Source organism: Streptomyces sp. NPDC054794 (assembly GCF_053611585.1).
In genome coordinates, this window is sequence record NZ_JBSHAQ010000043.1 from 20,130 (window position 1) to 44,618 (window position 24,489).

General features: G+C 71.2%; 20 protein-coding genes, 1 tRNA gene and 1 pseudogene. 20 read left to right on the forward strand and 2 right to left on the reverse strand.

Going from position 1 to position 24,489, the window contains the following annotated elements; translation table 11 throughout:
* Window positions 1-258: 258 nt before the first annotated feature.
* From ACWGKT_RS34685 to ACWGKT_RS34720, 8 genes are all read left to right on the forward strand, one after another.
* Complete coding sequence (locus tag ACWGKT_RS34685) at window positions 259-846, forward strand: small secreted protein (RefSeq protein ID WP_453276771.1); 588 nt, start codon at window positions 259-261, stop codon at window positions 844-846.
* A gap of 51 nt (window positions 847-897) precedes the next feature.
* Window positions 898-2,436, forward strand: a complete 1,539-nt coding sequence (locus tag ACWGKT_RS34690) for a DUF7059 domain-containing protein (RefSeq protein WP_453276772.1) — start codon at window positions 898-900, stop codon at window positions 2,434-2,436.
* Between the two features lie 436 nt (window positions 2,437-2,872).
* The gene (locus ACWGKT_RS34695) at window positions 2,873-3,070 is read left to right on the forward strand and encodes a hypothetical protein (RefSeq protein WP_453276773.1); all 198 of its coding nucleotides are present in this window, start codon (window positions 2,873-2,875) and stop codon (window positions 3,068-3,070) included.
* A gap of 242 nt (window positions 3,071-3,312) precedes the next feature.
* On the forward strand, window positions 3,313-6,141 hold the full coding sequence (topA, locus tag ACWGKT_RS34700) for a type I DNA topoisomerase (RefSeq protein WP_453276774.1): 2,829 nt from the start codon (window positions 3,313-3,315) through the stop codon (window positions 6,139-6,141).
* Between the two features lie 132 nt (window positions 6,142-6,273).
* Entirely contained in the window at window positions 6,274-9,531 is a 3,258-nt protein-coding gene (gene tmk / locus ACWGKT_RS34705; RefSeq protein WP_453276775.1) for a dTMP kinase, read from the forward strand.
* A gap of 106 nt (window positions 9,532-9,637) precedes the next feature.
* Window positions 9,638-10,843 carry a DNA polymerase III subunit delta' gene (locus ACWGKT_RS34710; protein WP_453276776.1) on the forward strand — a complete coding sequence of 402 codons (1,206 nt, stop codon included), beginning with the start codon at window positions 9,638-9,640 and terminating at the stop codon, window positions 10,841-10,843.
* 147 nt (window positions 10,844-10,990) lie between these two features.
* Complete coding sequence (locus ACWGKT_RS34715; protein ID WP_453276777.1) at window positions 10,991-12,580, forward strand: alpha/beta hydrolase; 1,590 nt, start codon at window positions 10,991-10,993, stop codon at window positions 12,578-12,580.
* A gap of 107 nt (window positions 12,581-12,687) precedes the next feature.
* Window positions 12,688-12,764, forward strand: a tRNA-Thr gene (locus ACWGKT_RS34720).
* A gap of 124 nt (window positions 12,765-12,888) precedes the next feature.
* On the opposite strand, the gene ACWGKT_RS34725 is transcribed toward ACWGKT_RS34720, so the two are convergent.
* A complete protein-coding gene (locus tag ACWGKT_RS34725) occupies window positions 12,889-14,517 on the reverse strand; it encodes a tyrosine-type recombinase/integrase (RefSeq protein ID WP_453276778.1) in 1,629 nt (542 codons plus the stop codon).
* Complete coding sequence (locus ACWGKT_RS34730) at window positions 14,514-15,206, reverse strand: helix-turn-helix domain-containing protein (protein ID WP_453276779.1); 693 nt, start codon at window positions 15,204-15,206, stop codon at window positions 14,514-14,516. The genes ACWGKT_RS34725 and ACWGKT_RS34730 overlap by 4 nt, the downstream gene beginning before the upstream one ends.
* Before the next feature lie 95 nt (window positions 15,207-15,301).
* Here ACWGKT_RS34730 and ACWGKT_RS34735 point away from each other — a divergent pair, with 95 nt between their 5' ends.
* The 12 genes and pseudogenes from ACWGKT_RS34735 to ACWGKT_RS34790 form a co-directional block, all read left to right on the forward strand.
* On the forward strand, window positions 15,302-15,541 hold the full coding sequence (locus tag ACWGKT_RS34735) for a hypothetical protein (RefSeq protein WP_453276780.1): 240 nt from the start codon (window positions 15,302-15,304) through the stop codon (window positions 15,539-15,541).
* A gap of 233 nt (window positions 15,542-15,774) precedes the next feature.
* Entirely contained in the window at window positions 15,775-17,094 is a 1,320-nt protein-coding gene (locus tag ACWGKT_RS34740) for a DUF3631 domain-containing protein (protein ID WP_453276781.1), read from the forward strand.
* A 484-nt stretch (window positions 17,095-17,578) separates the two neighbouring features.
* Window positions 17,579-18,418, forward strand: a complete 840-nt coding sequence (locus ACWGKT_RS34745) for a DUF2637 domain-containing protein (RefSeq protein WP_453276782.1) — start codon at window positions 17,579-17,581, stop codon at window positions 18,416-18,418.
* A gap of 171 nt (window positions 18,419-18,589) precedes the next feature.
* Window positions 18,590-19,348 (forward strand): MobC family plasmid mobilization relaxosome protein, encoded by a 759-nt coding sequence (locus ACWGKT_RS34750; RefSeq protein ID WP_453276783.1) that lies wholly within the window; start codon window positions 18,590-18,592, stop codon window positions 19,346-19,348.
* Entirely contained in the window at window positions 19,345-21,060 is a 1,716-nt protein-coding gene (locus ACWGKT_RS34755) for a relaxase/mobilization nuclease domain-containing protein (protein ID WP_453276784.1), read from the forward strand. Before ACWGKT_RS34750 ends, ACWGKT_RS34755 begins: the two co-directional genes overlap by 4 nt.
* Window positions 21,061-21,222: 162 nt before the next feature.
* Window positions 21,223-21,489, forward strand: coding sequence for a hypothetical protein (locus ACWGKT_RS34760; protein WP_453276785.1), 267 nt, complete (start codon window positions 21,223-21,225; stop codon window positions 21,487-21,489).
* Complete coding sequence (locus ACWGKT_RS34765) at window positions 21,458-21,991, forward strand: DUF6879 family protein (RefSeq protein ID WP_453276786.1); 534 nt, start codon at window positions 21,458-21,460, stop codon at window positions 21,989-21,991. Before ACWGKT_RS34760 ends, ACWGKT_RS34765 begins: the two co-directional genes overlap by 32 nt.
* Before the next feature lie 15 nt (window positions 21,992-22,006).
* Window positions 22,007-22,855 (forward strand): helix-turn-helix domain-containing protein, encoded by an 849-nt coding sequence (locus tag ACWGKT_RS34770; RefSeq protein ID WP_453276787.1) that lies wholly within the window; start codon window positions 22,007-22,009, stop codon window positions 22,853-22,855.
* 173 nt (window positions 22,856-23,028) lie between these two features.
* Entirely contained in the window at window positions 23,029-23,436 is a 408-nt protein-coding gene (locus ACWGKT_RS34775; protein ID WP_453276813.1) for an ATP-binding protein, read from the forward strand.
* Complete coding sequence (locus ACWGKT_RS34780) at window positions 23,430-23,753, forward strand: hypothetical protein (protein WP_453276788.1); 324 nt, start codon at window positions 23,430-23,432, stop codon at window positions 23,751-23,753. Before ACWGKT_RS34775 ends, ACWGKT_RS34780 begins: the two co-directional genes overlap by 7 nt.
* A gap of 184 nt (window positions 23,754-23,937) precedes the next feature.
* Window positions 23,938-24,072, forward strand: coding sequence for a hypothetical protein (locus ACWGKT_RS34785; RefSeq protein ID WP_453276789.1), 135 nt, complete (start codon window positions 23,938-23,940; stop codon window positions 24,070-24,072).
* Window positions 24,073-24,315: 243 nt separating this feature from the next.
* Window positions 24,316-24,483 (forward strand): annotated as a pseudogene (locus tag ACWGKT_RS34790) (ATP-binding protein); the annotation flags it as partial.
* Window positions 24,484-24,489: the final 6 nt, after the last annotated feature.

Below are 24,489 nucleotides of genomic sequence, written 5' to 3' on the forward strand. Positions count from 1 at the left end.
GTTCGCCTACCTCCCGCGGCCCCCCCGGGGGGGGGGCGGGGGGTGGCGCCGCCCCCCCCCCCCCCCCCGCTCCGTGTGTGCGCACGCCGTTCCGGGCGTGCGTACGCCGTTCTCGGTGTGCGCACGCCGTCGCCGTGAGCCTTCTCTCGCTTGGTGCAAATGGTCCTAAAAGTTATCTTAAAGGATGTTCGACATGTGGCTGTGGCCCATCCGGCGTGTAGGGTCCGGGGGCCGAGAGCCGTTGAAGGGACCGATCCGGTGAACAAGAAGCTCGCGGCCGCACTGTCCGGCGGTGCGGTACTCGTGGTGACGCTGACGGGATGCAGCAGCGGCAGCGGAAGCGACAACAACGACAAGCTCGACGCCTGGGCCAAGCAGGTGTGCGACGCCGTGCAGCCGCAGGCCAAGAAGATCGAGGCCGCCAACACCGCGATCCAGAAGGAGACGTCGGACAACAGCGCTCCGGCGGACGTCCAGAAGACCGACGCGAAGGCGTTCCAGGACATGTCCGACGCGTACAAGGCGATCGGTGCGGCCGTGAACACGGCCGGCGCGCCCAACGTCGACAACGGCGCGAAGAAGCAGAAGGACGCCGTCAAGGAGCTCGACGGCATCGCGACGCAGTACGCCGGCCTGAAGAAGCAGGTCGACGAGCTCGACACCAAGGACCAGGCGAAGTTCGCCGACGGTCTCAAGGACATCGCGACCCAGCTGGACAAGCTGAGCCAGACCGGGAACGACGCCCTCAAGAACCTGGAGGAGGGCGAGGTCGGCCAGGCGATGGCCAAGCAGGCGAGCTGCAAGTCGGCCTCCTCGTCGGCGTCGGCCCCGGCGACGTCGGGCTGAGCCCGCGCGCGGGGCGTTCGGGTACGTGCGATGTCGGTCCGAGCGGACACAATGGGGAACGTGAGTAACGCCACCCAGTCCCCCCTGCCGTCCGCCGACCGCCCCGACGTCGCAGCCCGGCTCCGCGAGGCCCTGCTCGGCGCCTCCTTCACCGCCGACGGGCTGCTCGACCTGCTCGGCGCGCCCGCGTACGCGGCGCTGGCCCGCAGCGAGACCGTGCCCGCGCTCCGGGCGACCCGCGGGGACACGCCGCTGGAGACGCTGGTGCGGCTGTTCCTGCTCCAGCAGCCCGTGCCGCACGCGCGCGTGGCGGACGTGCTGCCCGTCGACGCGTGCCTGGAGAGCGGCTGGCTGGTGCGCACTGGTGCGGGCGCCCAGGACGACGTGGCCGCCACCGTGGACGTACGGCCGTACGGCGGGCCGGACGGCGAGGACTGGTTCATCGTGTCCGACCTCGGGTGCGCCGTCGGCGGCGCGGGCGGGATCGGCAACCGCGACGAGGGCGTCGTCCTCGGGGTGGGCGGGGCGTCCACCACGCTCGCGGGCATCACCGTGCGCACGCCCGTCGCCGCCGCGCTCGACCTCGGCACCGGCTCCGGGATCCAGGCGCTGCACGCCGCCCAGCACGCCACGCGCGTGACGGCGACCGACCTCAACCCCCGTGCCCTGCACATCACCGCGCTCACCCTCGCCCTGTCCGGCGCGCCCGCGGCCGATCTGCGCGAGGGCTCGCTGTTCGAGCCGGTCAAGGAGGGGGAGACGTACGACCTGATCGTCTCCAACCCGCCGTTCGTGATCTCGCCCGGTGCCCGGCTGACCTACCGCGACGGTGGGATGGGCGGGGACGATCTGTGCCGCTCGCTCGTTCAAGGAGCGGGCGACCGCCTGAACGAGGGCGGGTTCGCGCAGTTCCTCGCCAACTGGCAGCACGTGGAAGGGGAGGACTGGCAGGACAGGATCAGGTCGTGGGTGCCTCGCGGGTGCGACGCCTGGATCGTGCAGCGCGAGGTGCAGGACGTCACGCAGTACGCCGAGCTGTGGCTGAGGGACGCGGGCGACCACCGCGGCGACCAGGCCGAGTACCAGGCGCGGTACGACGCTTGGCTCGACGAGTTCGAGGCGCGCAAGGTCAAGGCGGTGGGCTTCGGTTGGATCACGCTGCGCAAGACCTCGGCCGCGGTGCCCTCCGTCGTCGTGGAGGAGTGGCCGCACCCGATCGAACAGCCGCTCGGTGAGACGGTCCGGGCGCACTTCGCCCGCCTCGACTACCTCCGCGAGCACGACGACGCGGCCCTGCTCGAAGGGCACTTCAGGCTTGTCGCCGAGGTGGTCCAGGAGCAGGTCGGGCTGCCCGGCGCCGAGGACCCCGAGCATGTGGTGCTGCGTCAGAACCGAGGCATGCGCCGCGCCACCCGGGTGGACACGGTCGGCGCCGGCTTCGCGGGCGTGTGCGACGGCACGCTGAGCGCGGGCCGCATCCTGGACGCCATCGCCCAGCTGATGGGCGAGGACCCGGTGGTGCTGCGCGACCGCACCCCCGCGCAGATCCGCCTGCTGGTCGAGCAGGGCTTCCTGGAACCGGCCGGCTGAGCCGGCCGGGCGCCGACCCGGGACGGCGGGGTCGGGACGGCTGGGCCGCGCGGCACGCGCTCGCCGGGCCGGGTGCTCCTGCGGCGACCCGCGCATGGCCGGGGCGCGGCACGCGGCTTCCCGCCCGTGCGGCCCACGGCCCCGACCGTGCCGTACCCCACACCGGTCGGGTGACCCGCGTCGCATCGGCCCCGCGGCGCGGTCCTGGTTCCCGGCGTGTCGGGCCCGGTGGCGCGGGAGAATCGATCAGGACGCGCCGTCGGCGGGAAAACGGCCGGAAAATTACCGGCGGTCCGCCCGGCTCGGGAGTTTTCGTGCGGATGTGCGAAGGGTTGTCGGCCTCGCGTTCACCTCGGGTTCGCCCGCCCGCCGCCCGCGCGTGTCAGTCTCCGGCCGCTGGGCACTCGCGGGACAGTGGAAAAGGGGCACGGGAGCGATGGAGAGCGGACCGGCGATCTTCGCGGGAGCGGTGTTCTCCCTGTTCGGAGCCGCACTGCTGGTGTGGACCGGGGTCCGCGTCCGACGGCGCGAACCCGTCGCCCAAGGTGTGAACCAGATCGCGTCGGCCACCCTCGCGGGCCTCGCCGCGGTGGTCGCGCTGGGCCTCGGAGGGTGGGTCCTCACCCGCCTCTGAGGGCGGTGGGCGTGCTGTCGTATGCGTAACAGGAGCGTCACCCTCCGGACAGGGCCGGAAGGGTCGCCGGGTATTCCGGGCGGCAGGAATGGCGGTAGTCGGGTTACCGTTCGAGTGGCCGTTGCGGGCTTTTCCCGTTTGACACGGGGGCGGGATGTACCGTCACACTCCGCAGCGTCACCTATGCGACCCCGGGACACAGGCCCGGGAGGCCCCAGCGTCGACCGGAGAGAAGAGCGAAGTTGTCCCCGACCAGCGAGACCGCACAGGGCGGCCGCCGACTCGTCATCGTCGAGTCGCCTGCCAAGGCGAAGACGATCAAGGGCTACCTGGGCCCCGGCTACGTAGTCGAAGCGAGCGTCGGGCACATCCGCGACCTTCCCAACGGTGCCGCCGAGGTGCCCGAGAAGTACACCGGCGAGGTCCGCCGCCTCGGTGTGGACGTCGAACACGACTTCGAGCCGATCTATGTCGTCAACGCCGACAAGAAGGCCCAGGTCAAGAAGCTCAAGGACCTGCTGAAGGACTCCGACGAGCTCTTCCTCGCCACCGATGAGGACCGCGAGGGCGAGGCCATCGCGTGGCACCTCCTGGAGGTCCTCAAGCCCAAGGTCCCGGTCAAGCGCATGGTGTTCCACGAGATCACCAAGGACGCGATCCGCGAGGCCGTGGCCAACCCGCGCGACCTGAACCAGCGCATGGTCGACGCCCAGGAGACCCGCCGCATCCTCGACCGCCTCTACGGCTACGAGGTCTCGCCGGTCCTGTGGAAGAAGGTCATGCCCCGCCTGTCGGCCGGCCGTGTCCAGTCGGTCGCGACCCGGCTCGTGGTGGAGCGGGAGCGCGAGCGCATCGCCTTCCGTTCCGCCGAGTACTGGGACCTGACGGGCACCTTCGGGACCGGCCGCGCCGGCGACCCGAGCGACCCGTCGACCCTGGTCGCCCGTCTCCAGTCCGTCGACGGTAGGCGCGTCGCCCAGGGCCGTGACTTCGACTCGCTCGGGCAGCTCAAGACCGCGAACACCCTGCACCTCGACGAGGCGAACGCCCGTGCCCTCGCCGCCGCCCTGGAGAACACCCGGTTCTCCGTGCGGTCCGTCGAGTCGAAGCCGTACCGGCGCTCGCCGTACGCCCCGTTCCGTACGACGACGCTGCAGCAGGAGGCCAGCCGCAAGCTCGGCTTCGGCGCGAAGGCCACGATGCAGGTCGCGCAGAAGTTGTACGAGAACGGCTACATCACGTACATGCGTACGGACTCCACGACGCTGAGCGACACCGCCGTCGCGGCCGCCCGCGCCCAGGTCACACAGCTGTACGGCGCCGACTACCTGCCGCCGCAGCCGCGCACGTACGCCGGGAAGGTCAAGAACGCCCAGGAGGCGCACGAGGCGATCCGCCCCTCGGGTGATCGTTTCCGCACCCCGGCGGAGACCGGCCTGACCGGTGACCAGTTCAGGCTCTACGAGCTGATCTGGAAGCGGACGGTCGCCTCCCAGATGAAGGACGCGATCGGCAACAGCGTGACCGTGAAGATCGGTGGCGCCGCCGCCGACGGCCGCGACGTCGAGTTCAGCGCGTCCGGCAAGACGATCACCTTCCACGGCTTCCTGAAGGCCTACGTCGAGGGCGCCGACGACCCGAACGCCGAGCTCGACGACCGCGAGCGCCGGTTGCCGCAGGTCGGCGAGGGCGACGCGCTCAGCGCCGAGGAGATCACGGTCGACGGGCACGCCACCAAGCCCCCGGCCCGCTACACCGAGGCCAGCCTGGTCAAGGAGCTCGAAGAGCGCGAGATCGGCCGCCCGTCGACGTACGCGTCGATCATCGGCACGATCCTCGACCGCGGCTACGTCTTCAAGAAGGGCACGGCTCTGGTGCCGTCCTTCCTGTCCTTCGCCGTGGTCAACCTCCTGGAGAAGCACTTCGGGCGGCTCGTCGACTACGACTTCACCGCCAAGATGGAGGACGACCTCGACCGCATCGCCCGCGGCGAGGCCCAGGCGGTGCCGTGGCTGAAGCGCTTCTACTTCGGTGAGGGCACCGGTGCGGGCGGCGCCGCCGAGGCCGGCAACGGCGACGGGGACCACCTCGGTGGCCTCAAGGAGCTGGTGACCGACCTGGGCGCGATCGACGCGCGCGAGGTGTCGTCGTTCCCCGTGGGCAACGACATCGTGCTGCGGGTCGGCCGCTACGGCCCGTACATCGAGCGCGGCGAGAAGGACACCGAGCAGCACCAGCGCGCGGACATCCCCGACGACCTCGCTCCGGACGAGCTGTCCGTCGAGCTCGCCGAGGAACTGCTCGCCAAACCGAGCGGCGACTTCGAGCTGGGCAACGACCCGCAGACGGGCCACCAGATCGTCGCCAAGGACGGCCGCTACGGCCCGTACGTCACCGAGATCCTCCCCGAGGGCACCCCGAAGACCGGCAAGAACGCGGTCAAGCCGCGCACGGCCTCGCTGTTCAAGTCGATGTCGCTGGACACGGTGACCCTGGAGGACGCGCTCCGGCTGATGTCGCTGCCGCGTGTCGTCGGCACCGACGCGGACGGCGTGGAGATCACCGCGCAAAACGGCCGCTACGGCCCGTACCTGAAGAAGGGCACGGACTCGCGGTCCCTGCAGACCGAGGACCAGCTCTTCACGATCACGCTGGAGGAGGCGCAGGCGATCTACGCCCAGCCCAAGCAGCGTGGCCGGGCCGCCGCCAAGCCGCCGCTGAAGGAACTGGGCGAGGACCCGGTCAGCGGGAAGCCCGTCGTGGTGAAGGACGGCCGCTTCGGTCCGTACGTCACCGACGGCGAGACCAACGCGACCCTGCGCTCCGGCGACAGCGTGGAGACGATCACCCCGGAGCGGGGCTTCGAGCTGCTCGCCGAGAAGCGTGCCAAGGGGCCCGCCAAGAAGACGGCGAAGAAGGCACCCGCCAAGAAGGCCCCGGCGAAGAAGGCGACGGCCGCGAAGAAGACCGCCGCCAAGACGACGACGGCCAAGAAGACCGCGGCCAAGACGGCGGCCAAGAAGACGACCGCCAAGAAGGCGACGGCCTCGAAGGCCGCCACGGAGGACTGACCCCTGTTCCGACCGACCGGTTCTTCACATCGGCTTCGCGAAACGAACGCCCCGGCATCACTTTGGTGTCGGGGCGTGCGCACGTTCGGACGGTCGGGGTTGGCTGTCAGCCACTGCCGATAGGCTGAAAGCATGACGCGAGCCGAGCAGCCAACGGCCCACCCCACACCAGCGGACGACACCCTCGTCGCGGACTCCCGCGAGCGGGCCGTCCGTGCCCTGCTGCGCCACCCGCAGCTCAAACGGCTGTGGAGCGCGCAGCTCGTGAGCGGCGTGGGAGACGCCCTCGCGCTGCTGGTGCTGGTCCTCCTCACCCTCCAGGCAGCGATCGTCGAGGGCTCCTTCGGCGGCGGCTACCGCGGCGTGGCGTTCGCGGTGGCGACCGTCTTCGGCGCCCGCGTAGTGGCCACGCTGCTCTTCGGGGCCATACTGCTCGGCCCGCTCACCTCGCTCACCGCCCAGGACGGTCCGCTCGACCGCCGCTGGACCATGGCCGGCGCGGACGGCCTGCGCGCCGCGCTGCTGATCATCGCGCCCCTGTGGATCGACTGGACGCCGGACAACGCGCCGACCGTCCTCCTGGTGACCGCCTTCGTCGTCGGTATCGCCGAGCGCTTCTGGTCGGTGTGCCGGGAGAGCGCGGCCCCCGCGCTGCTGCCCGCCCCGCCCCCGGAGGGCGCCACGGTGCGGCCCCTGCCGGACCATATGGACGCGCTGCGCCGACTGTCGCTGCGCACGGGCTTCCTGGCCGTGCCCCTCGCGGCCGCCGCCCTGGTCGTCGCCTCGCTGATCAACAATCTGCTCGGCACCGCGAGCGACTGGTTCGCCCAGCACCAGGCGGCCCTCGGGTCGTACGTCGCGGCCGGTCTGTTCGCCGCGTCCCTGTCCGTGCTGACCGCCCTGGAGCTGCCCGACACCCGCACCCCGCGCCCGCGGTCCCCGCTGGAGGGCCTGCGCCGCCCCAAGACGGGCACGGCCGTCGACAAGGGCCGTACGGGGGCCATCGCGCTGCTCGTCCTGGCCTGCGCCTCCGTCGCCGGGGCGATCTCCGCCGCCGTCGCCGTGTCGGTGCTGCACGCCAAGGACCTGGGCGGCGGCCCCGTGCTGTACGGCCTGCTGGTGCTCGCGCTGACCGGCGGAGTCGTCGTCGGCATCCGTACGGCCCCCGCCGTGCTGCCGTCCCTCTCGCGCCGTCGGCTGCTGGCGCTGGCGATCGCCTTCACCGGTATCGCGCTCCTGGCCGCCGGGCTCGTCCCGGACGTCACCAGCGTGCTGCTGATCGTCGCCCTGGCCGGGGTCGGCGCGGGCGTGGCCGCCAACACCGGGCACGCGCTGCTCGACCAGGAGACCGAGGACTACCGCCGCCCGCGCACGACCGAGCACCTGCACGCGGTCGTCCGCGTCTTCGTCGCGCTCGGCGCGCTGATCGCGCCCCTGGTGGCCGCGCTCATCGGCCCGCACCGGCTGGAGAACGGCCGGTTCGTGTTCGCGCACGGCGGCGCCGCGTTCACCCTGATGCTGGTCGGCGCGCTGCTGCTGCCGGTGGCCGCGCTGGTGCTGGCCAAGGTCGACGACCGCTCCGGCGTGCCGCTGCGGCACGACCTGCGGGACGCGCTGCTCGGCGGCGACGACCCGGCACAGGCACCCACCGAGAACGGCTTCTTCATCGCCCTGGAGGGCGGCGACGGCGCCGGCAAGTCCACCCAGGCCGAGGCCCTCGCCGAGTGGATCCGGGCCAAGGGCCACGAGGTCGTGCTCACCCGCGAGCCGGGGGCGACCCCCGTGGGCAAGCGGCTGCGCTCGATCCTGCTGGACGTCTCGTCCGCGGGGCTCTCGCACCGCGCGGAGGCGCTGCTGTACGCGGCGGACCGCGCCGAGCACGTCGACACGGTCGTACGGCCCGCGCTGGAGCGGGGGGCCGTGGTCATCTCCGACCGCTACATCGACTCCTCGGTCGCCTACCAGGGCGCCGGACGCGATCTGTCCCCGACCGAGATCGCCCGTATCAACCGCTGGGCGACCAACGGGCTCGTCCCGCACCTCACCGTCCTGCTGGACGTGCCGCCGGAGACCGCCCGCGAGCGCTTCACCGAGGCCCCGGACCGGCTGGAGTCGGAGCCCGCGGAGTTCCACGCGCGCGTGCGGGCCGGCTTCCTCACCCTCGCCGCCTCCGACCCCGGCCGTTACCTGGTCGTGGACGCCGGCCAGGAGCCGGAGGCCGTCACCACCGTGATCCGGCACCGGCTCGACACCGTGCTGCCGCTGTCCGAGGCCGAGGTGAAGGCCGCCGAGGAGGCCCGCAAGGCCGCCGAGGAGGAGGCCCGCCGCAAGGCCGAGGAAGAGGCCGCGCGCAAGGCCGAGGAGGAGCGCCTGGAGCGCGAGCGCCAGGAGCAGCTCGCCAAGCTGCGCGCCGAGGAGGAGGAGCGCAAGCGGCGCGAGCTGGAGGAGGCGCAGCGGCGCGAGGCCGAGCGGCAGGCGGAGGAGGCCCGGCAGCGGGCCGAGGAAGCGCGCCGGCGCGCCGAGGAGGAGCGGCTGCGGCTCCTGGCCGAGGAGAAGGTCCGCGCCGAGGAAGAGGCCCGGCGCAAGGCCGAGGAGGAACGGCGGCGCAGGCAGGCCGAGGAGGAGGCCCGGCTGCGGGCCGAGGCCGAGGAGCGGCGCCTGGAGAAGCAGCGGAAGGCCGAGGAGGCGCTGCTGCGGGCCGAGGAGGCCCGGCGCCAGGCCGCCGCGGCGGCCACCGCGGCCGATGCGGCCGCGCAGCAGCCCATGACACCGCCGCCGGCTCCCGCGGCCCCGCCCGCCCCGGCGGAGGCCGCGACCGTGCCGACGCCGGTGGTGAAGTTGGAGGCGGACGAGACGGCGGTGCTGCGGCCGGTGCGGACGCAGGAGCCCACAGAGAGCACTGCGAACACTGCGAGCACTGAGAACGGCAAGAACGCCGGGCGGGGCGCCGGCCGTTCCTCCCGGCAGTCCGAGTCCGAGGTGACGGCCGAACTCCCGCAGCCGCCGGTACCGGGGGCCGCGGACGAGACGGCGGTGCTGCCTCCGGTGGTTCCGGGAGCGGCCGACGAGACGACCGTACTGCCCCCGGTGGTTCCGGGTGCCGCCGACGAGACGGCCGTACTGCCTCCCGTGCGTGGTGGGGATCCGGCGGGCCGGGTGCCGCAGGGCTTCTTCCGGGACGAGCGGCCGGCCGCCGAGCCCGAGGTCCCCGAGGACCGTACGCGCGAGCTGCCCCAGCTCGACGCCGACGGCACTCCCGTGCGCAGGGCCAGGTCCGACTGGGCCGAGGAGACGCCGCTGGACGATCTGCCGACGCTGGCGGACGAGCTGCTCGGGTCGTACGACGACGAGGACCAGGGCCGGGGCCGCGGGCGCGGCCGGCGGGGCTGACGGGATCTTCGGCCCCTCGGGGCCGGACGCCCGTGAACCCGGTTGTCAGTGGCCGCCCCCACAATGGAACCGGGACGTGGAGTGTGACGGAAGGGCGGCGTGACCCGTGAGCGTGTGGGACGACCTCGTCGGGCAGGAGAAGGTGAGCGAGCTGCTCGACGCGGCCGCTCGGGACGCCGACGCGCTTGTCACCGCGGCCGCCGCCGGCACTCCGCCGCCCGAGGCGTCGAAGATGACGCACGCGTGGCTGCTCACGGGCCCGCCCGGCGCGGGCCGGAACCGGGCGGCGCGCGCCTTCGCCGCGGCCCTGCAGTGCGTGAGCCCGGACCGCGCCCTTGGCGGATCCCCCGGCTGCGGCTTCTGTGACGGCTGCCACACGGCCCTGGTCGGCACCCACGCGGATGTCACCACGGTCGTCGCGGTCGGTGCCGAGATCCTCGTCAAGGACATGCGGGACACCGTCCGCAAGTCGTTCACGTCCCCGGCGAACGGCCGCTGGCAGATCATCCTCGTCGAGGACGCCGAGCGGCTGAACGAGAAGTCCGCCAACGCCGTCCTCAAGGCCGTCGAGGAGCCCGCCCCGCGGACGGTCTGGCTGCTGTGCGCCCCCTCGCTGGAGGACGTGCTGCCCACCATCCGTTCCCGCTGCCGCCACCTGAACCTGCGCACCCCCTCGGTCGACGCCGTCGCGGACATGCTCGTACGGCGTGACGGCATCGAGCCCGATGTCGCCCTCGCCGCCGCCCGCGCCACCCAGGGACATGTCGACCGGGCCCGCCGCCTGGCCACCGACCCGGCCGCCCGCGAGCGCCGTGGCGCCGTGCTCAAGCTGCCGCTGCGGGTGGACGAGGTCGGCGGCGCGCTCCGAGCCGCCCAGGAGCTGGTCGACGCGGCCGCGGAGGACGCCAAGCAGCTCGCCGAGGAGATGGACGGCAAGGAGACCGAGGAGCTGAAGGCGGCGCTGGGCGCGGCCCAGGGCGGCCGGATGCCGCGCGGCACGGCGGGTGTGATGAAGGACCTGGAGGACATGCAGAAGCGGCGTAGGACGCGTACGCAGCGCGACAGCCTCGACCTCGCGCTGACCGACCTCACCGCGTTCTACCGCGACGTCCTCGCCCTCCAGCTCGGCTCCCGGGTGGCCATCGCCAACGCGGACGCCGAGGACGCCCTGGACCGGCTGGCCCGGGGCAGCTCGCCCGAGTCCACGCTCCGCCGTATCGAGGCGATCTCCGCCTGCCGCGGGGCCCTCGACCGCAATGTGGCCCCACTGCTCGCGGTGGAGGCGATGACCATGGCATTGCGGGCGGGCTGAGACCGCCCGGGGCTCAAGCCGATGAAGCCGATGAACCGGAATGACCTCGGCGGGGTGAACCGATCACCCGGGTTGACCAGGTCATCCGTACGAGCCGCGACACGCACGCACGGCACTCGGGCCGTCGCGCAACGTTACGCTCGCTGGATGCACACCAGGCGAACTCCCCGCCGGACCCGGGCCGCGTCCCGCGCCACGGTCGGCCTCCTCGCGGCCGCCGCCCTGCTCGTGTCCGGCTGCTCCTCCGGAAGCTCGACCACGTCCACCGGCAACGCGGCGGATGCGGCGCTGGCCGCGCTGCCCCGTGCGACGCCGTCCGCGCTGTCGCCGTACTACGGGCAGAAGCTCACCTGGCGCAGCTGCGGTGCCTCCGGCTTCGAGTGCGCGACCCTGAAGGCCCCGCTGGACTACGACAAGCCCTCCGCCGGCGACATCCGGCTCGCCGTCGCCCGCAAGCGGGCCACCGGCAAGGCGAAGCCGCTCGGTTCGCTCATGGTCAACCCGGGCGGGCCGGGCGGTTCGGCCATCGCCTACCTCCAGCAGTACGCCGGCATCGGCTACCCCGCCGGGGTCCGCGCCCGCTACGACATGGTCGCGATGGACCCGCGTGGTGTCGCCCGCAGCGAGCCCATCAAGTGCCTCGACGGCCGGCAGATGGACACGTACACGGAGACCGATGTCACGCCCGACGACCAGAAGGAGGCGAACGCGCTGGTCGGGCAGTACAAGAAGTTCGCGGAGGGCTGCGGGGCCCACTCCGCGCGACTGCTCCGGCACGTCTCCACCGTCGAGGCGGCCCGGGACATGGACATCCTGCGGGCGGTGCTCGGCGACCCGAAGCTGAACTACGTGGGGGCGTCGTACGGGACGTTCCTCGGAGCGACGTACGCCGGCCTGTTCCCCAAGCGGGTGGGGCGGCTGGTGCTGGATGGCGCGCTCGACCCCTCCCTGTCCGCGCGCGACCTGAACCTGCAACAGACGGCGGGCTTCGAGACGGCGTTCCAGGCCTTCGCGAAGGACTGCGTACGGCACAGCGACTGCCCGCTCGGCGGCAAGGGCACCACGCCCGCGAAGGTCGGCGCCAACCTCAAGGCCTTCTTCCGCAAGCTCGACGCCCACCCCATCCCCACCGGCGACGCCGACGGCCGCAAGCTCGGCGAGGCCCTCGCCACCACCGGGGTGATCGCGGCGATGTACGACGAGTCGCAGTGGCCGCAGCTGCGCGAGGCGCTGACCGCGGCGATGAAGCACAACGACGGTGCCGGACTGCTGGCGCTCTCCGACAGCTACTACGAGCGCGACAGCAAGGGCCGCTACACGAACCTGATGTTCGCCAACGCCGCCGTGAACTGCCTGGACCTGCCCGCGGCCTTCACCGGCCAGGACCAGGTGAAGAGGTCCCTGCGCTCGTTCGAGAAGGCGTCGCCCGTGTTCGGCGACGGCCTCGCCTGGGCCTCCCTGAACTGCACGTACTGGCCGGTGAAGCCCACCGGTTCACCGCACCGCATCGAGGCCAGGGGCGCGGCCCCGATCGTGGTCGTCGGCACCACCCGTGACCCGGCGACCCCGTACCCCTGGGCCCGGTCCCTCTCCCGCCAGCTGGCCTCGGGGCGCCTGCTCACCTACGTCGGCGACGGCCACACCGCCTACGGCCGCGGCAGCTCCTGCATCGACTCCGCGATCGACACCTACCTCCTCCGCGGCACCCCTCCTGCCCGGGGAAAGCGCTGCTCATAGCCCTGTCACCCGCCCCGGGGGCCATGCTCCCGGGGCGTGGTCAGAGCAACCACGGAAACTGTGTAGACTTACCGACGTTGCTGATCGCACCATAGTGCGGACAGCGCGCCGCCTTAGCTCAGATGGCCAGAGCAACGCACTCGTAATGCGTAGGTCTCGGGTTCGAATCCCGAAGGCGGCTCCACCAAACCCCAGGTCAGATAGTCGCTGACCTGGGGTTTTCTATTGCCCGGGGCATGGCTCGTCACACGGCCGGAGTGCCGTGGGATGGCTTGCGTGAGCGATGCGTGAGCGGAGCGGCGCCGGACCTACTTCTCGGGCTTCCGGCGCTTGGCCTTCTTCTTCGCCTTGGCCTGGGCTTTCGCCTTGTCGTTGCCCTTGCCGTTCTTCTTGGTTCCGGCCTTCTTCGCAGCCTTGCGGGCCGCTTTCTCTGCCTCGACCTTGCGCTGAAGCGGGACCAGCTTGGCGGTGGCCTCGGCGGCGTTCTTGCCGACCTGGGGCAGGACGCTCTGGTAGATGTCCCGCGTGACGCGGGTGTCGCTGTGCCCGAGGGTGTCCGACACGATCTTGATGTCGATGTCGGCCGCGAGCATGAGGGTGGCAGCTCCGTGGCGCAGGTCGTGAAGCCGGATCGGCGGGAGGCCGGACGCGGCGACGAGTCGCTCGAAGAGGTCGGTCACCTTGCCGGGGTGGAGCCAGGAGCCGTCTTCCTGGGTGAAGACGTGGCCGGTCTCGACCCAGGCCGTGTCCCACTTCACGCGGTCCGCGTCCTGCCGCTCGCGGTGCCGCTTCAGGACGTTGACGGTGTCGTCGTCGAGCGCGACCACGCGGTATCCGCTGTCGGTCTTGGGATCGGATGCCTCGACCTCCCAGCCGTCCTGCACGAGCTGCGCGGAGACCGTGAGGGAGTGGGTGTCGAGGTTCGTCTCCGACCACGGCTGCCCGCACGCCTCGCCCCGTCGCAGACCGCGGAAGGCGATCAGGTGCCACATCGCGTACAGCCGGTCCTCGGCGACGAAGTCGAGGAAGGCGCCGGTCTGTTGGGGCGTCCAGACCATCACGGGCGACGGCTTCTCGCCTGTCTGCTCCCACTTGGCGACCCGCTCGTCCGTCCACACCAGCGCCTTCGGCTTGCGTACCGGATCGCTCTCGACATGAGCCGCTGGATTGAACGTGATGATCTGCTGCCCGATCGCGTCATTCAGGGCCGCGCGGAGCGTGGCCTTGACGTGCAGTCGCGTGGCCGGGCCGGTGATACGGCGGAAGGCCGGCATCTCATCGATCGCGGCCTTCATCGCCTTGCGCCGGGCGCGGTTCTCCGCGCCCTTCCACGGCACGGTCGCCAACTCGTTGATCGCGGCACGCCGTTGGGCGTTGTCCTCCAGGATCTGGGCGTTGGCGTCGCGGATGGCGGTGAACATCTCGCTGAGGTGGCTGACGCGGAGTCGGTCGAGGCGTCGGGCGCCAATGTACGGCTTGAGGTGCACACGGATGTCGGTCTCGTAGCGGCTCAGGCCCGACTTGCGTATGCGCTTGCCCGCCAACCACCGGTCAAGCCACTCGCTCACGGTCAGGCTGCCGATGAGGTCCTGGCCGGCGTTGAGGCGCCGGCGGGTCTCCTCGACGTCGGGCAGGGGAGTCTTCTCGCTGCTGACTTCCGTCAGCATGGCGGCGATCAGTTCCGTGCCCTCGGGATCGTCCGACTCGGCCAGGCCAAGGAGGGCGCGGACGTGGTCGAGGTCGGCCTGGGCGGCCTTGCGGTTGTCGTAGCCACCACGAGCGAAGGACCTACGACTGCCGTCCTCGCGGGGCGGCAGCTCTTGGCGTATGGAGTATGTGCAGTGGTTCCTGCTGTTGCGCTTCGGGCAGGAAGTGCCGAGTTCCTTGCCGGTCTTCGGGTCGCGGCAGGAGCAGCGGCGGTAGGTGGAGCCCTTCAAAGATTTTCCTCCGGGGTGTCGGCTTCGGGTTGACCTGGGTCGACGTCGGCGAATTCGGGTGGCAGGTAGGGGAGCAGGCCGCGGTCACGGCGGATGAAGGAGCGGGCTACGCGTAGGCGTTGCTTGGCCTTGTCGATGCGCTCCAGGCAGGCGGCCTGTTCGCGCAGGGCCTCTGCCTGTTCTGTGGCGCTGGTTGCGTGCTGGACGGCGTACTGCGCGTAGCTCTCGCTGGCCATCGCGGCGTGCGCCTCGCTCAGGGCCTGGATGTGCTCGCGCTGGTAGCGGAGCATGTCGCGGTCGGCCAGGGAGCCTCCGTCCTGGGCGGTGAACCAGCACATGGCCTCCCACGGAGCAGTGCGGTCCTCGTACGGGAGCCGCTGGACCTCGGCGATGTAGCCGATCGGGTAGATGAGGCAGATCGGGTTCGTGTGCAGTGCCCTGGCCAGGACCATGACGTCGACCAGGGGCAGGTTGGCGCGGCGGCCGGATTCCATGTTGGCGATGACATTGCGGGGGATCGGGTGGCCGATCTCCTCGCAGCGGTCGGCGAGTTCCTGGGCGCTCATGCGCAACTCCTTCCTTCGGCGCCGGACTTCAGCGGCCACGGTGGCCATGACGTGATCGGCCCACTCGGGGACGTCGTCCTCGTCCTCGTCGTCGTATCCAGCATCGGAATCATGTTGTGTCATGAAGACACATTAGCTTCGCCATCCTGGATTTAGTGGCCTGGAGCCGGGCGTGATCGTCACGTTCGCCGAGGGCTGCATCGAAAGGGGCGCACTGCATGCGCGAAGACACGACGGCCGGGCAGGCGAAGGACTCGAAGGGGATGAGCCGGGAGGAACTGCTCGCGCTGCCCATGGCGGTCGACCTGGACACGGGCAACCGGGCTCTGGGGCTCGGCCGGAGCAAGGGGTACGAGCTGGCGAAGCGTGGCCAGTACCCGTGCAAGGTGCTGCGACTGGGCAACGCCTACCGGGTGGTGACCGCCGACCTGTTGACCCTGTTGGGCCTGGCGGCGTGAGAGGGCACGTCCGTAGCAAACGCTTCTGCGCTGAACTGACACAGAAACGCTGGACTGTGGTGGGGCGTGGACGTACTGTCCGTGTTCCCTCGCGGTGTCCGAACGCCCGCGAGAGGAGGGAGAGCCCCCGGCGGTGCAACGCCGGAGGCCCGATGACTCCCCACCAATCCGATGCGAACCGACCCGGCGGCACGGGCATGCCAGCCCGCCACCGCCAGACGAGGAGCCGCCGAGTGCAACCCGAGAACCCCGAGTCCTATTCCGCTCCCGCCAAGGCAACTTGGCCCACACCTGCCATCCCCGGCCAGCCCGGCGCCCACCTGCGCACTGCACAGGCTGACGGCGCCGATCCGGATCTGAGCGACGAGGCGCCCGTCCGCAGTGCCGATGCGGCCGATGCGCCGAGCGGGTTGGAGGAGATACCCGATGCGGAGCCGACCCTCGGCTCGAAGCTGCTGGACGAACTGCGTGCGCAGATAGCCCAGTTCGTGATCCTGCCCTCGTCGGAGGCGCTGGACGCTGTGACGCTATGGGTGGCGGCGACGCACTTGCAGCCCGCGTGGCAGCATGCGCCGCGTCTGGCGGTGGTCGGGCCGGCGAAGCGGTGCGGCAAGTCGCGGCTGCTGGACGTGCTGACCGAGACGGTCCACGAGCCGATGCTCACCATCAACACCACACCGGCGGCCATCTTCCGCTCGATCACCGAGGAGAACCCGCCCACACTCCTGGTGGACGAGGCCGACACCATCTTCGGCACCCCGAAGATGGCGGAGAAGAACGAGGAGATGCGCGGCCTGCTCAACGCCGGCCATCAGCGCAACCGGTACGTCACCCGGGTCGTCGGCAACGACCACACCCCACACCGGTCCGCGACCTTCGCCATGGCGGCCATCGCGGGGATCGGTGACCTGCCCGACACGGTCATGGACCGGGCGGTGGTGATTCGGATGCGGCGCCGGGCCGAGGGCGAGAAGGTCAAGCCCTTCCGCTCTCGCCGCGACATCCCGGCCCTGCATGATCTGCGCGACCGCATCGCCGCGTGGGCCAAGCCGCTGCTGGACGAGGCCGCGAACCTGGAGCCGGACATGCCGGTCGAGGACCGCGCAGCCGACACCTGGGAGCCCCTGGTGATCGTCGCCGACCTGGCCGGTTGGCACTGGCCCCGGCTGGCGCGGGTGGCGTGTGCGCGGATGGTCGCCGCCGAAGCGGCGGCCGAGGAGGACCACCCCAGCGGCGCGCGGATCCTCGCCGACATCCGCCGGGTCTTCTACGCCCAGCGCGAGGCGGACAGCCTGTCCACCGAGGAACTCCTGCACCACCTGCGCCAGGGCCCCGAGGCCCCATGGGGCGAGTCGGGACGCGGCGGGCTGACCGCCCGTGAACTGAGCAGGATGCTCCGCGAGTTCGACATCCGGCCCGGCAACGTCCGCATGGCCGACCGGACCCAGCGCAAGGGCTACATGCGCCACAAGTTCCTCGACGCCTGGCGCCGGTACTGCCCCGCCGTCCACCCCGTCGACGCCGACCCCGGCTCCGGCTTCAGCGAGGGCTGAGCCCCGCGCCCCTGGTTGCCGTACTTGCCGTCCCTGCCGTGATCTCGCAGGTCAAACGGCATGCAGCCAAGACGGCAACCGGGGCCAAGACGGCAACGCGATCATGACCGGCGCGTTGCCTGCCCAAGACGCGGTCCCGATCCGTCTTGTGCCGTACCCCGCCGTCCTGCCGTATCAGCGCAGGTCACAGCCCTGTCCGTCGAGACGGGAGACACAACGCCACCGTCTTGACGCACCGACGTCTTGTTCCGACTCGGAACAAGACGTCGGTAGCGCCCGCCAGGACGGAGGGCTGAGGCGGTTGCCGTACCTGCTGTGACCTGCGCTTGCAACGGCCAAGACGCCTAAGACGCACCACACCACTACCCCAGGAGTACCCCGCTTGAGGATCCCTCTCGTGTCTCGTCGCCGAGACCGCCTGTCCCTGGACGACCGGCCAGGTCTGGAGCAGCCGGCGAAGGCGAAGCTGACGGCTGAGCAGTACGTGCTCCGCACGGCCGGCATCGTCATCGTGGCCCTGACCGCCGGTGCGTTCTGGCTCTCCTACGCACACCTGGCCGAGGTCGCCGCCCAGCACGGACTCCGTGACGCGCCGACCCGCCGCTGGGCCTGGCCTGCGACGCTGGATGCGTTCATCGTCGCGGGCGAGCTGCTCATGCTCCGTGCAGCCCTGCGCCGCGTCACCGACCTGTGGGCCATCGGCGTCACCGCCATCGGATCGGTCGGCTCCATCGGGCTCAATGTGGCCGGGGTGACCGGCACGCGCGAAGTCGGCAGCGTGCCGTTGCTTGACTACGTGGTCGCCGCGGTTCCCCCAGCCGCCGCGATGGTGGCCTTCGGCGTGCTGATGCGGCAGATCCACGAACTCGTCGCACGGCCTGCTGCCAGTCATCCGGCCCCCGATTCCGTGCAGGTGCCGCAACCACCGGCCATCACATCCGTCCACCCCGCGAAGCCGTCGGCCACCGCAGCCAGCCAGTCTGCCGAGGCTCCGGTCGAGCACATCCGGCCCGCCGAGCTGCTCATCGAGCCCGCCTGGGCTACGGAGCTACCGGCCGCCGAATCCGTCCAGCCGCCGGAATCGCCCGCCGACGCTGCGGGGGGCAAGCCGCGCGGTGGCCGTCCGCCCGGCGCCCCGCTTGAGGTACTCGTGGAGATCGGCCGGGCTGCTGCCGCTGAGCAGGGCAAGCTCACCCGGGCCGTTGTCCGGACGGCAGTTGAGGACAAAGGGCTGACGGTCGGCAGCAAGCGGCTGACCGAGGTGATGGACGTCCTCCGAGCCGAACTCGAAGCCCCAGCCGAGACCGATCGGGTCGGCGGCTGACCGCAACCGCTGCCGGGTGACAGGAACCCTTCCGGTCACCCGGCCCGCCCGTCACCGCCCCGCGTAACCCGCGATCGTCCACAGCTGTGGATGAGGCGGCAGCCGTCCGAACTCCATCTGATCTCCGCCGTGACCCGCATGCCCTCTCCACCCCTCTCCGGAGAACCGTCCATGACGCACGACCCGCTCCACCCCGAGAACACCTCCGACGAGCCGCTCCCGCTGGCGAAGCCCCCTACGCTGCTGGATCGTTGGCGCCGCGCCTTCGAACGGGCTGCCCCGGGCGGAGCCAGTAGTACCCCGAGTCCGACTCACGGCCGGACTTCGGGGGTCTCCGCCCCGGGGGTGGCGGAGGAGGCCCAGCGCCAGGGGGCGCAGGACCAGGGGTTCGGGGCCGAGGGCGGCCCCGACCCGGACAAGCTGCACGCCGTCCAGCGCGAGATCCTGCGCCCCGCCTCCGCCGCCGACACCGCTGAGAGTGTCGGCGGTGAGCCTGCCGTGAAGAGCGTGCAACCCACCATCCGCCGCTTCACCGGTACCAAACGCGACGAGCGCGTCGGCCCGCTGCGCTTCACTGCCGATCAGCTTGCCCTGCTCCGGGACGCCACCGCCCAGCATGGTTACAAGGGCGAGTCCGGGTTCGCCGCCGACGTCGTCCTTGCCTTTGTCACCGGCCGGTTCACCGCCAACCTGCCGCTGTCCGAGGACCGCCGCCTCACCCACCACTTCCGCGCCCAGGCCCTGCGCCAACTCAACCGGATCGGCGTGAACGTCAACCAGATCGCCCGCGCCCTCAACAGCGACCGCACGCCAACTGACCTCCGTCAGCGCCTGACCGAACTCCACGACCTGCTGGAGCTGATCGCCGAGGCCCTGAGCCAGCCCGCCGAGCTGGCCGAACGGGAAGAAGAAGAGGAGGTGTCCGCGTGATCGCCGCCATCAAACGGGCCGGATCCAACACCCGCGGCCTGCTCGCCTACCTCTACGGCCCCGGCGACCACGACGAGCACCTCGACCCGCACATCGTGGCGGGGTTCGCCATGCTCGGCATGCCCGACCCCGGCCGCCACGAGAACGCCACCCTCACCGAACTCGCCCGCTACCTCGACGAGCCCGTACGGCTGCGCAACAGCGAGTTTGGGCAGAAGGTCACCGACCACGTGTGGCACTGCCCCTTGCGCGCAGCGCCCGAGGACCGCTACCTCTCCGACACCGAGTGGGGCGAGATAGCCCAGCGCATCGTCCAGGCCGCTGGCATCGCCCCCGCTGGTGACGACCTGGCCTGCCGCTGGATCGCCGTACGCCACGCCGACGACCACATCCACATCCTCGCCACCACCGTCCGCGAGGACGGCCGCCGCCCCAAACTCCACGACAGCGGCATCCGCGTCGGCGACACCTGCCGCGAGATCGAAAAGGACTATGGGCTCAGGCAGTTGAAGAAGGGCGACCGCACCGGCACCCGCCGCCCCACCCAGGCCGAGATGCACAAGGCCGAACGCCTCGGCTGGGACCAGCCCAGCCCCGAGTGGCTCCAGGACCGCATCCGCGCCGCCATCCCGCACGCGACCAACGCCGAGGAATTCATCGCCTACCTCGAAGCCAGCGGCGTCGAGGTCCAGGCCCGGCGCGGCCCGTCGGGCGACCTCCTCGGCTACGCCGTCGGCCGCCCCGGCGACGTCAACGAGGCCGGTGAGCAGATCTTCCACCCCGGAAGCAAGATCGCTCCCGACCTCTCCCTGCCCAAGATCAAGGCTCGCCTCGAATCCAGCCAGCCTGCAGAGCACCCCACCGCCCGCCGCAACAGCCCTAGTACCCCCTGGCATCAGGCCACCGATGCTCTCGACGCCCTCCACGCCGACCTCGCAGACGACACCCACGCCCAAGCCCACATCACTGCCCTCGGCGAACTACTGGAAGCCACCGCGCAGAAAGCCCCGGACACTTTGCGCGTCGAACTCCAGGCAGCCTCCAAGGCGTTCGCCCGAGCCCAGCGCTCCCAGATCCGCGCCGAAGACCGCGCAGCCCACGTACTGCGCAGCGCGGCGCGCGACATCGTCCACACCGCCACCGGCCCCGACGGCAGCGCACTGGCAGCCCTGGTCGCCGCCCTCGTCTGGGCGACCATCGTCGCCGGGCGCTGGCACGAAGCGAAGCACCACGCCCACCAGGCCGACGCCGCCGGCCAGGCCGTTCAGCACCTTCAGACGGCCGCCGACCGCGCACTCGCACCGACGCTCGCCGAACTCACAGCCCGCCCACCAAGGGATCAAGCCCGCAGCGTTCTCGCGAATGACGTACGGGCGGCCGTCCCCGACCACGCCGAGCGCATCCTCACTGACCCGGCCTGGCCGGCGCTCGCCACCGTCCTCGCTGACGCCGAAGCCCGTGGCCACCAGCCTCACCAGCTCCTCACGGAAGCTGCCGCCCAGCGAGAGTTGACCACCGCCCGCCAACCCGCCCGCGTGCTGATCACTCGCATCCAGCACACCGGCCGGAACCCGGCACGCAACCGACTTGCCGAGGCCGCCCGCATGCAGTCGACCATGGCGGGCTCGATCCCGGCCCAGCCGACCCGAAACGATCAGCCTCCAGCGGCCACTACGTTGCCTCCCCAACGGCAGCCCCGACCGAGCCGGTAGCCGTCGGGCGGGGTGCGTCCCGCACCCCGCGGCTTCGCGACGGCGAGTCGGCGGCTTCAAGCCAACGTCGCCTCGAACTCGCCCCGCGCCCTTGACGCCCCCCGAACCCTTCGGAAACGTCGCACGCAAGAACACGCAACCCGCTTGATCCGGGAGGGCATCGTGGACCTACAGTTCATCGGGATCGACCCCAACACCGGGGGCGAAGGGTCGCCGACGGTGTGGGTGGAAGAGGAGACGGCAGACCTGGTCCTCCAGGGCATCAAGGCCGAGGAAGCGCTGGAGGCACTGGTCAGCGGTACGGAGTGGGTCGCCGGTCACGCGATGGGAATCCCCGCCCACGAGACGGTGATCCGCATCCCCGCCCGCCTGGTGCCGATTCTGAGGGAGGCGTGCGATGTCGCAGAACGGCGTGCCGAGCTTCGCTGAGCTGCTGGCCGGTACGCGCCGCAGCGCGGTGCATCTGGAGATGCGCGACGCGTACGGAGTCGGTGACGAGGCCGAGGAGTTCGAGCAGTTCAAGCGCACCGGCCACGTCGATCTCGACCCGACGGCACGGTGGTGGCCCGGATGGCTGGGCACCGTACGGGAAGCTGTCGGCCGAGGCGTGGTGATGCGCCGGGCCCGGATCGTGTCCGAGCCCGTCACGGACTACATCCGCTGGGAGCACGCCGCCACCCCGCTGAACGTCGAGGCGGGTGAGCTGGTGCGTTGGCTGCCCCGCCGGCGGGCCGTGGACATTGCCCTGCCGGGAGCCGACTTCTGGCTCTTCGACGACCGCCTGGTGCAGTTCAACATCTTCACCGGGGACGGTGATTGGGCGGATCCGCCCAAGGAATTCAGTGAGGACCCCGCCGTGGTCAAGCTCTGCTCCGATGCCTTCGAGGCTGTATGGGAGCGTGCCGTCGACCACGAGAAGTACACCGTCTGACCCGCACCTCACTCCATGCCCGCCTCCCCCTCCTCCAGCGCCCAGGCAGCCCGTGAAGCGCTCGCCGTGCGCCTGACGCACCTGCGCAAGGACGCCGGCCTCACCGGAAAGGAACTCTCCGCCCGGTGCGGCTGGCACCCGGCGAAAACCACCCGCATCCAAAAGGGCGAGGTGCAGCCCACCGACGGGGACATCCGTGCCTGGTGCGCCGCCTGTGGTGCCGCCGACCAGGCCGATGACCTGATCGCCACGGCCTGTGCGGTCGACTCGATGTATGTGGAGTGGCGCAGGAGCCACCGGACCGGCATGCGCATGACGCAGGAGGACATCTACGACCGCTACGCGCACGGCGGCGTCACCCGCGCGTACGTGTCCAACGTCGTGCCCGGTTTCTTCCAGACCCCCGCCTACGCCACGGCCCTGATGGAGGCCATCACCGACTTCCAGGGCACCCCCAACGACGTCTCCGAGGCAGTCGCGGCCCGCGTCGCCCGGAGCCGGTTCCTGTACGAGGGCGGGCATCGGTTCGTCGTGCTCATGGAGGAGTGCGTCCTGCGCTACCGCGTCGGCGACGCCGAGACGATGGCCGGACAGCTCAGGCACCTGCTGACCGTGATGCCGTTGCCCTCCGTCTCCCTAGGCATCATCCCCTTCACCGCGCAAAGGACCATGTGGCCGCTGGAGGCGTTCTACCTCCATGACGGCGCACGCAGTGTCGTGGAAACCCTCACGGCCGAGGTCAACGTGGTGCAGCCGCGCGAACTCGCCGACTATCGCAAAGCGTTCGGGGAGCTGACGAAGATGGCCGTCCACGGCAACGCCGCCCGCGCGTTGATCGAGTCGGCGATCAGCGCCCTCGGATGACGTCGCGCAATTCCCCGCAATTTTGTTGAGGCGGAACTCCGGCTCTCCGTACGGTCGTTGGCGTCGCCGGGCAGGTCCAGGCTTCCCCTCGGCGGCAGCGCAGGAGAGTCCCGCTCGCACGCCCCAGTGCGAGCGGGACATCCCAGCCCTGAGGAGACGACCCCGTGAGCGTCATGACCAGACCCACCGCAGTCGGACCGCCCGGCTACACCGAAACCCTTCCCTGCGAGCCCGAGACGGCCCGCTGTGCCCGGAGCCTTGTCTCGGTCGCGCTGAACACCTGGGGCATAGCCGAGCTGGCGGAAGCGGGCACGCTGATCGTCTCTGAGCTGGTGGGCAACGCGGTCCGCGACACCTCGTGCCGTCTGGTCCGGGTGTCCGTCCGGAGAGTCACGGACGATCTCGTACGGATCGGCGTCACCGACAAATCGCACTCCCTGCCGAGAATGGATCTGGTCGCCGGCGGCGATGAGACGGGGCGCGGCCTGGTCCTGGTCGACGCGCTGTCACACCGCTGGGGCTACGACGAAATGCCCTGGGGCAAGACCGTCTGGGCGGAGCTGGCGGTCCCGGCGTGCTGACCCTGCGGCTGCTACCCGAAGACGAGCTCGCGGGCGTCGCCGATCCAGAGCGATGCGTAGAGCTGGCCGTACCCCGCCGCACCGCGGGCACGTTCGCCGTCCGCACCCTGCGCCTGACATCCGCCGACCTCCTACGGCTGCGCACGGAAACCGACCTGGCGCTCGCGGACATCCGCACCGAGGTCGTGCGCGCCGAGGCCGCCTGGCACCAACGACTCGGGAAGTGGCACGCCGACGGGCGAGCAGCCGTCGAGGCCGGCGAACCGGACACGGCCCTGCTCTCCCGTGTCCTGGAGCGACTGCGGACCTCCTTGTAGCACCCACAGACCCCGCCCGGTGTGCCGAAGGAAGCCGCGGGCGGTACGGCGCGCGCCCATGTCCGCCCCAGGCGGGCCAGCGACGTCGCGCTGGATCCGCGCTGCCTGGAACCGGCACAGCGGATCCCCTCAAGACCTCTCGCTCCGGCTGAGCGGGAGGAAGCCCACAGAACAGGAGTGCACCATGCCCGAGACCGTCGTCATCCAGCCCGTCGAGGACGGGTTGCTCGTCTCCCGGAAGTCCATCGCCGCCGCCCGCTCCCGTGCCGAGCAGCCGTCCGACGGTGGTTCGACCGGCGTCTCCGACACCAACGACTGAGCGGAGCCGACAGAAGTGACCGCCTTCTCAAAGGTGGTCGAACGCCGCGGTGGGGACTTCCCCACCGGGGCCTTCGGCCGCACGTACCGCATCTGGCGCGGCGTCGCCGACTTGTCATCCGTCCTGACGTGGGACGACCTCAACACCGTCATCGGCCGGGGACGCCTCGAACCGCCCCGCCTCCGCCTGCACCGCGGCGGAGAACTCATCCCGTGGCAGCGCTACGCCACCGCCGTCACTGCCCGCAGGAACGAGTCGTTTTCCGGGTGGACGAAGACCTTCACGGATCCCCGGCTCTGCGCGGCCATCGTCGACCGGCTCACCTTCAACGGCGCGATCGTCCAGACTGGCACCGAGTCCTACCGCCTCGCTCACACCGAGGCGCAGGCAGAGCGGGCCGAGGCCGGCTGAACAGGC

What these genes read in the sequence shown, in the direction of transcription:
- ACWGKT_RS34690 (WP_453276772.1), top strand. Translation starts at nt 898, where the DNA reads ATGGGGAACGTGAGTAACGCCACCCAGTCCCCCCTGCCGTCCGCCGAC.
- ACWGKT_RS34750 (WP_453276783.1), top strand. Translation starts at nt 18,590, where the DNA reads ATGACGCACGACCCGCTCCACCCCGAGAACACCTCCGACGAGCCGCTC.
- ACWGKT_RS34715 (WP_453276777.1), top strand. Translation starts at nt 10,991, where the DNA reads ATGCACACCAGGCGAACTCCCCGCCGGACCCGGGCCGCGTCCCGCGCC.
- ACWGKT_RS34695 (WP_453276773.1), top strand. Translation starts at nt 2,873, where the DNA reads ATGGAGAGCGGACCGGCGATCTTCGCGGGAGCGGTGTTCTCCCTGTTC.
- ACWGKT_RS34735 (WP_453276780.1), top strand. Translation starts at nt 15,302, where the DNA reads ATGCGCGAAGACACGACGGCCGGGCAGGCGAAGGACTCGAAGGGGATG.
- tmk (WP_453276775.1), top strand. Translation starts at nt 6,274, where the DNA reads ATGACGCGAGCCGAGCAGCCAACGGCCCACCCCACACCAGCGGACGAC.
- ACWGKT_RS34765 (WP_453276786.1), top strand. Translation starts at nt 21,458, where the DNA reads ATGTCGCAGAACGGCGTGCCGAGCTTCGCTGAGCTGCTGGCCGGTACG.
- ACWGKT_RS34730 (WP_453276779.1), bottom strand. Translation starts at nt 15,206, where the DNA reads ATGACACAACATGATTCCGATGCTGGATACGACGACGAGGACGAGGAC.
- ACWGKT_RS34775 (WP_453276813.1), top strand. Translation starts at nt 23,029, where the DNA reads ATGACCAGACCCACCGCAGTCGGACCGCCCGGCTACACCGAAACCCTT.
- ACWGKT_RS34770 (WP_453276787.1), top strand. Translation starts at nt 22,007, where the DNA reads ATGCCCGCCTCCCCCTCCTCCAGCGCCCAGGCAGCCCGTGAAGCGCTC.
- ACWGKT_RS34785 (WP_453276789.1), top strand. Translation starts at nt 23,938, where the DNA reads ATGCCCGAGACCGTCGTCATCCAGCCCGTCGAGGACGGGTTGCTCGTC.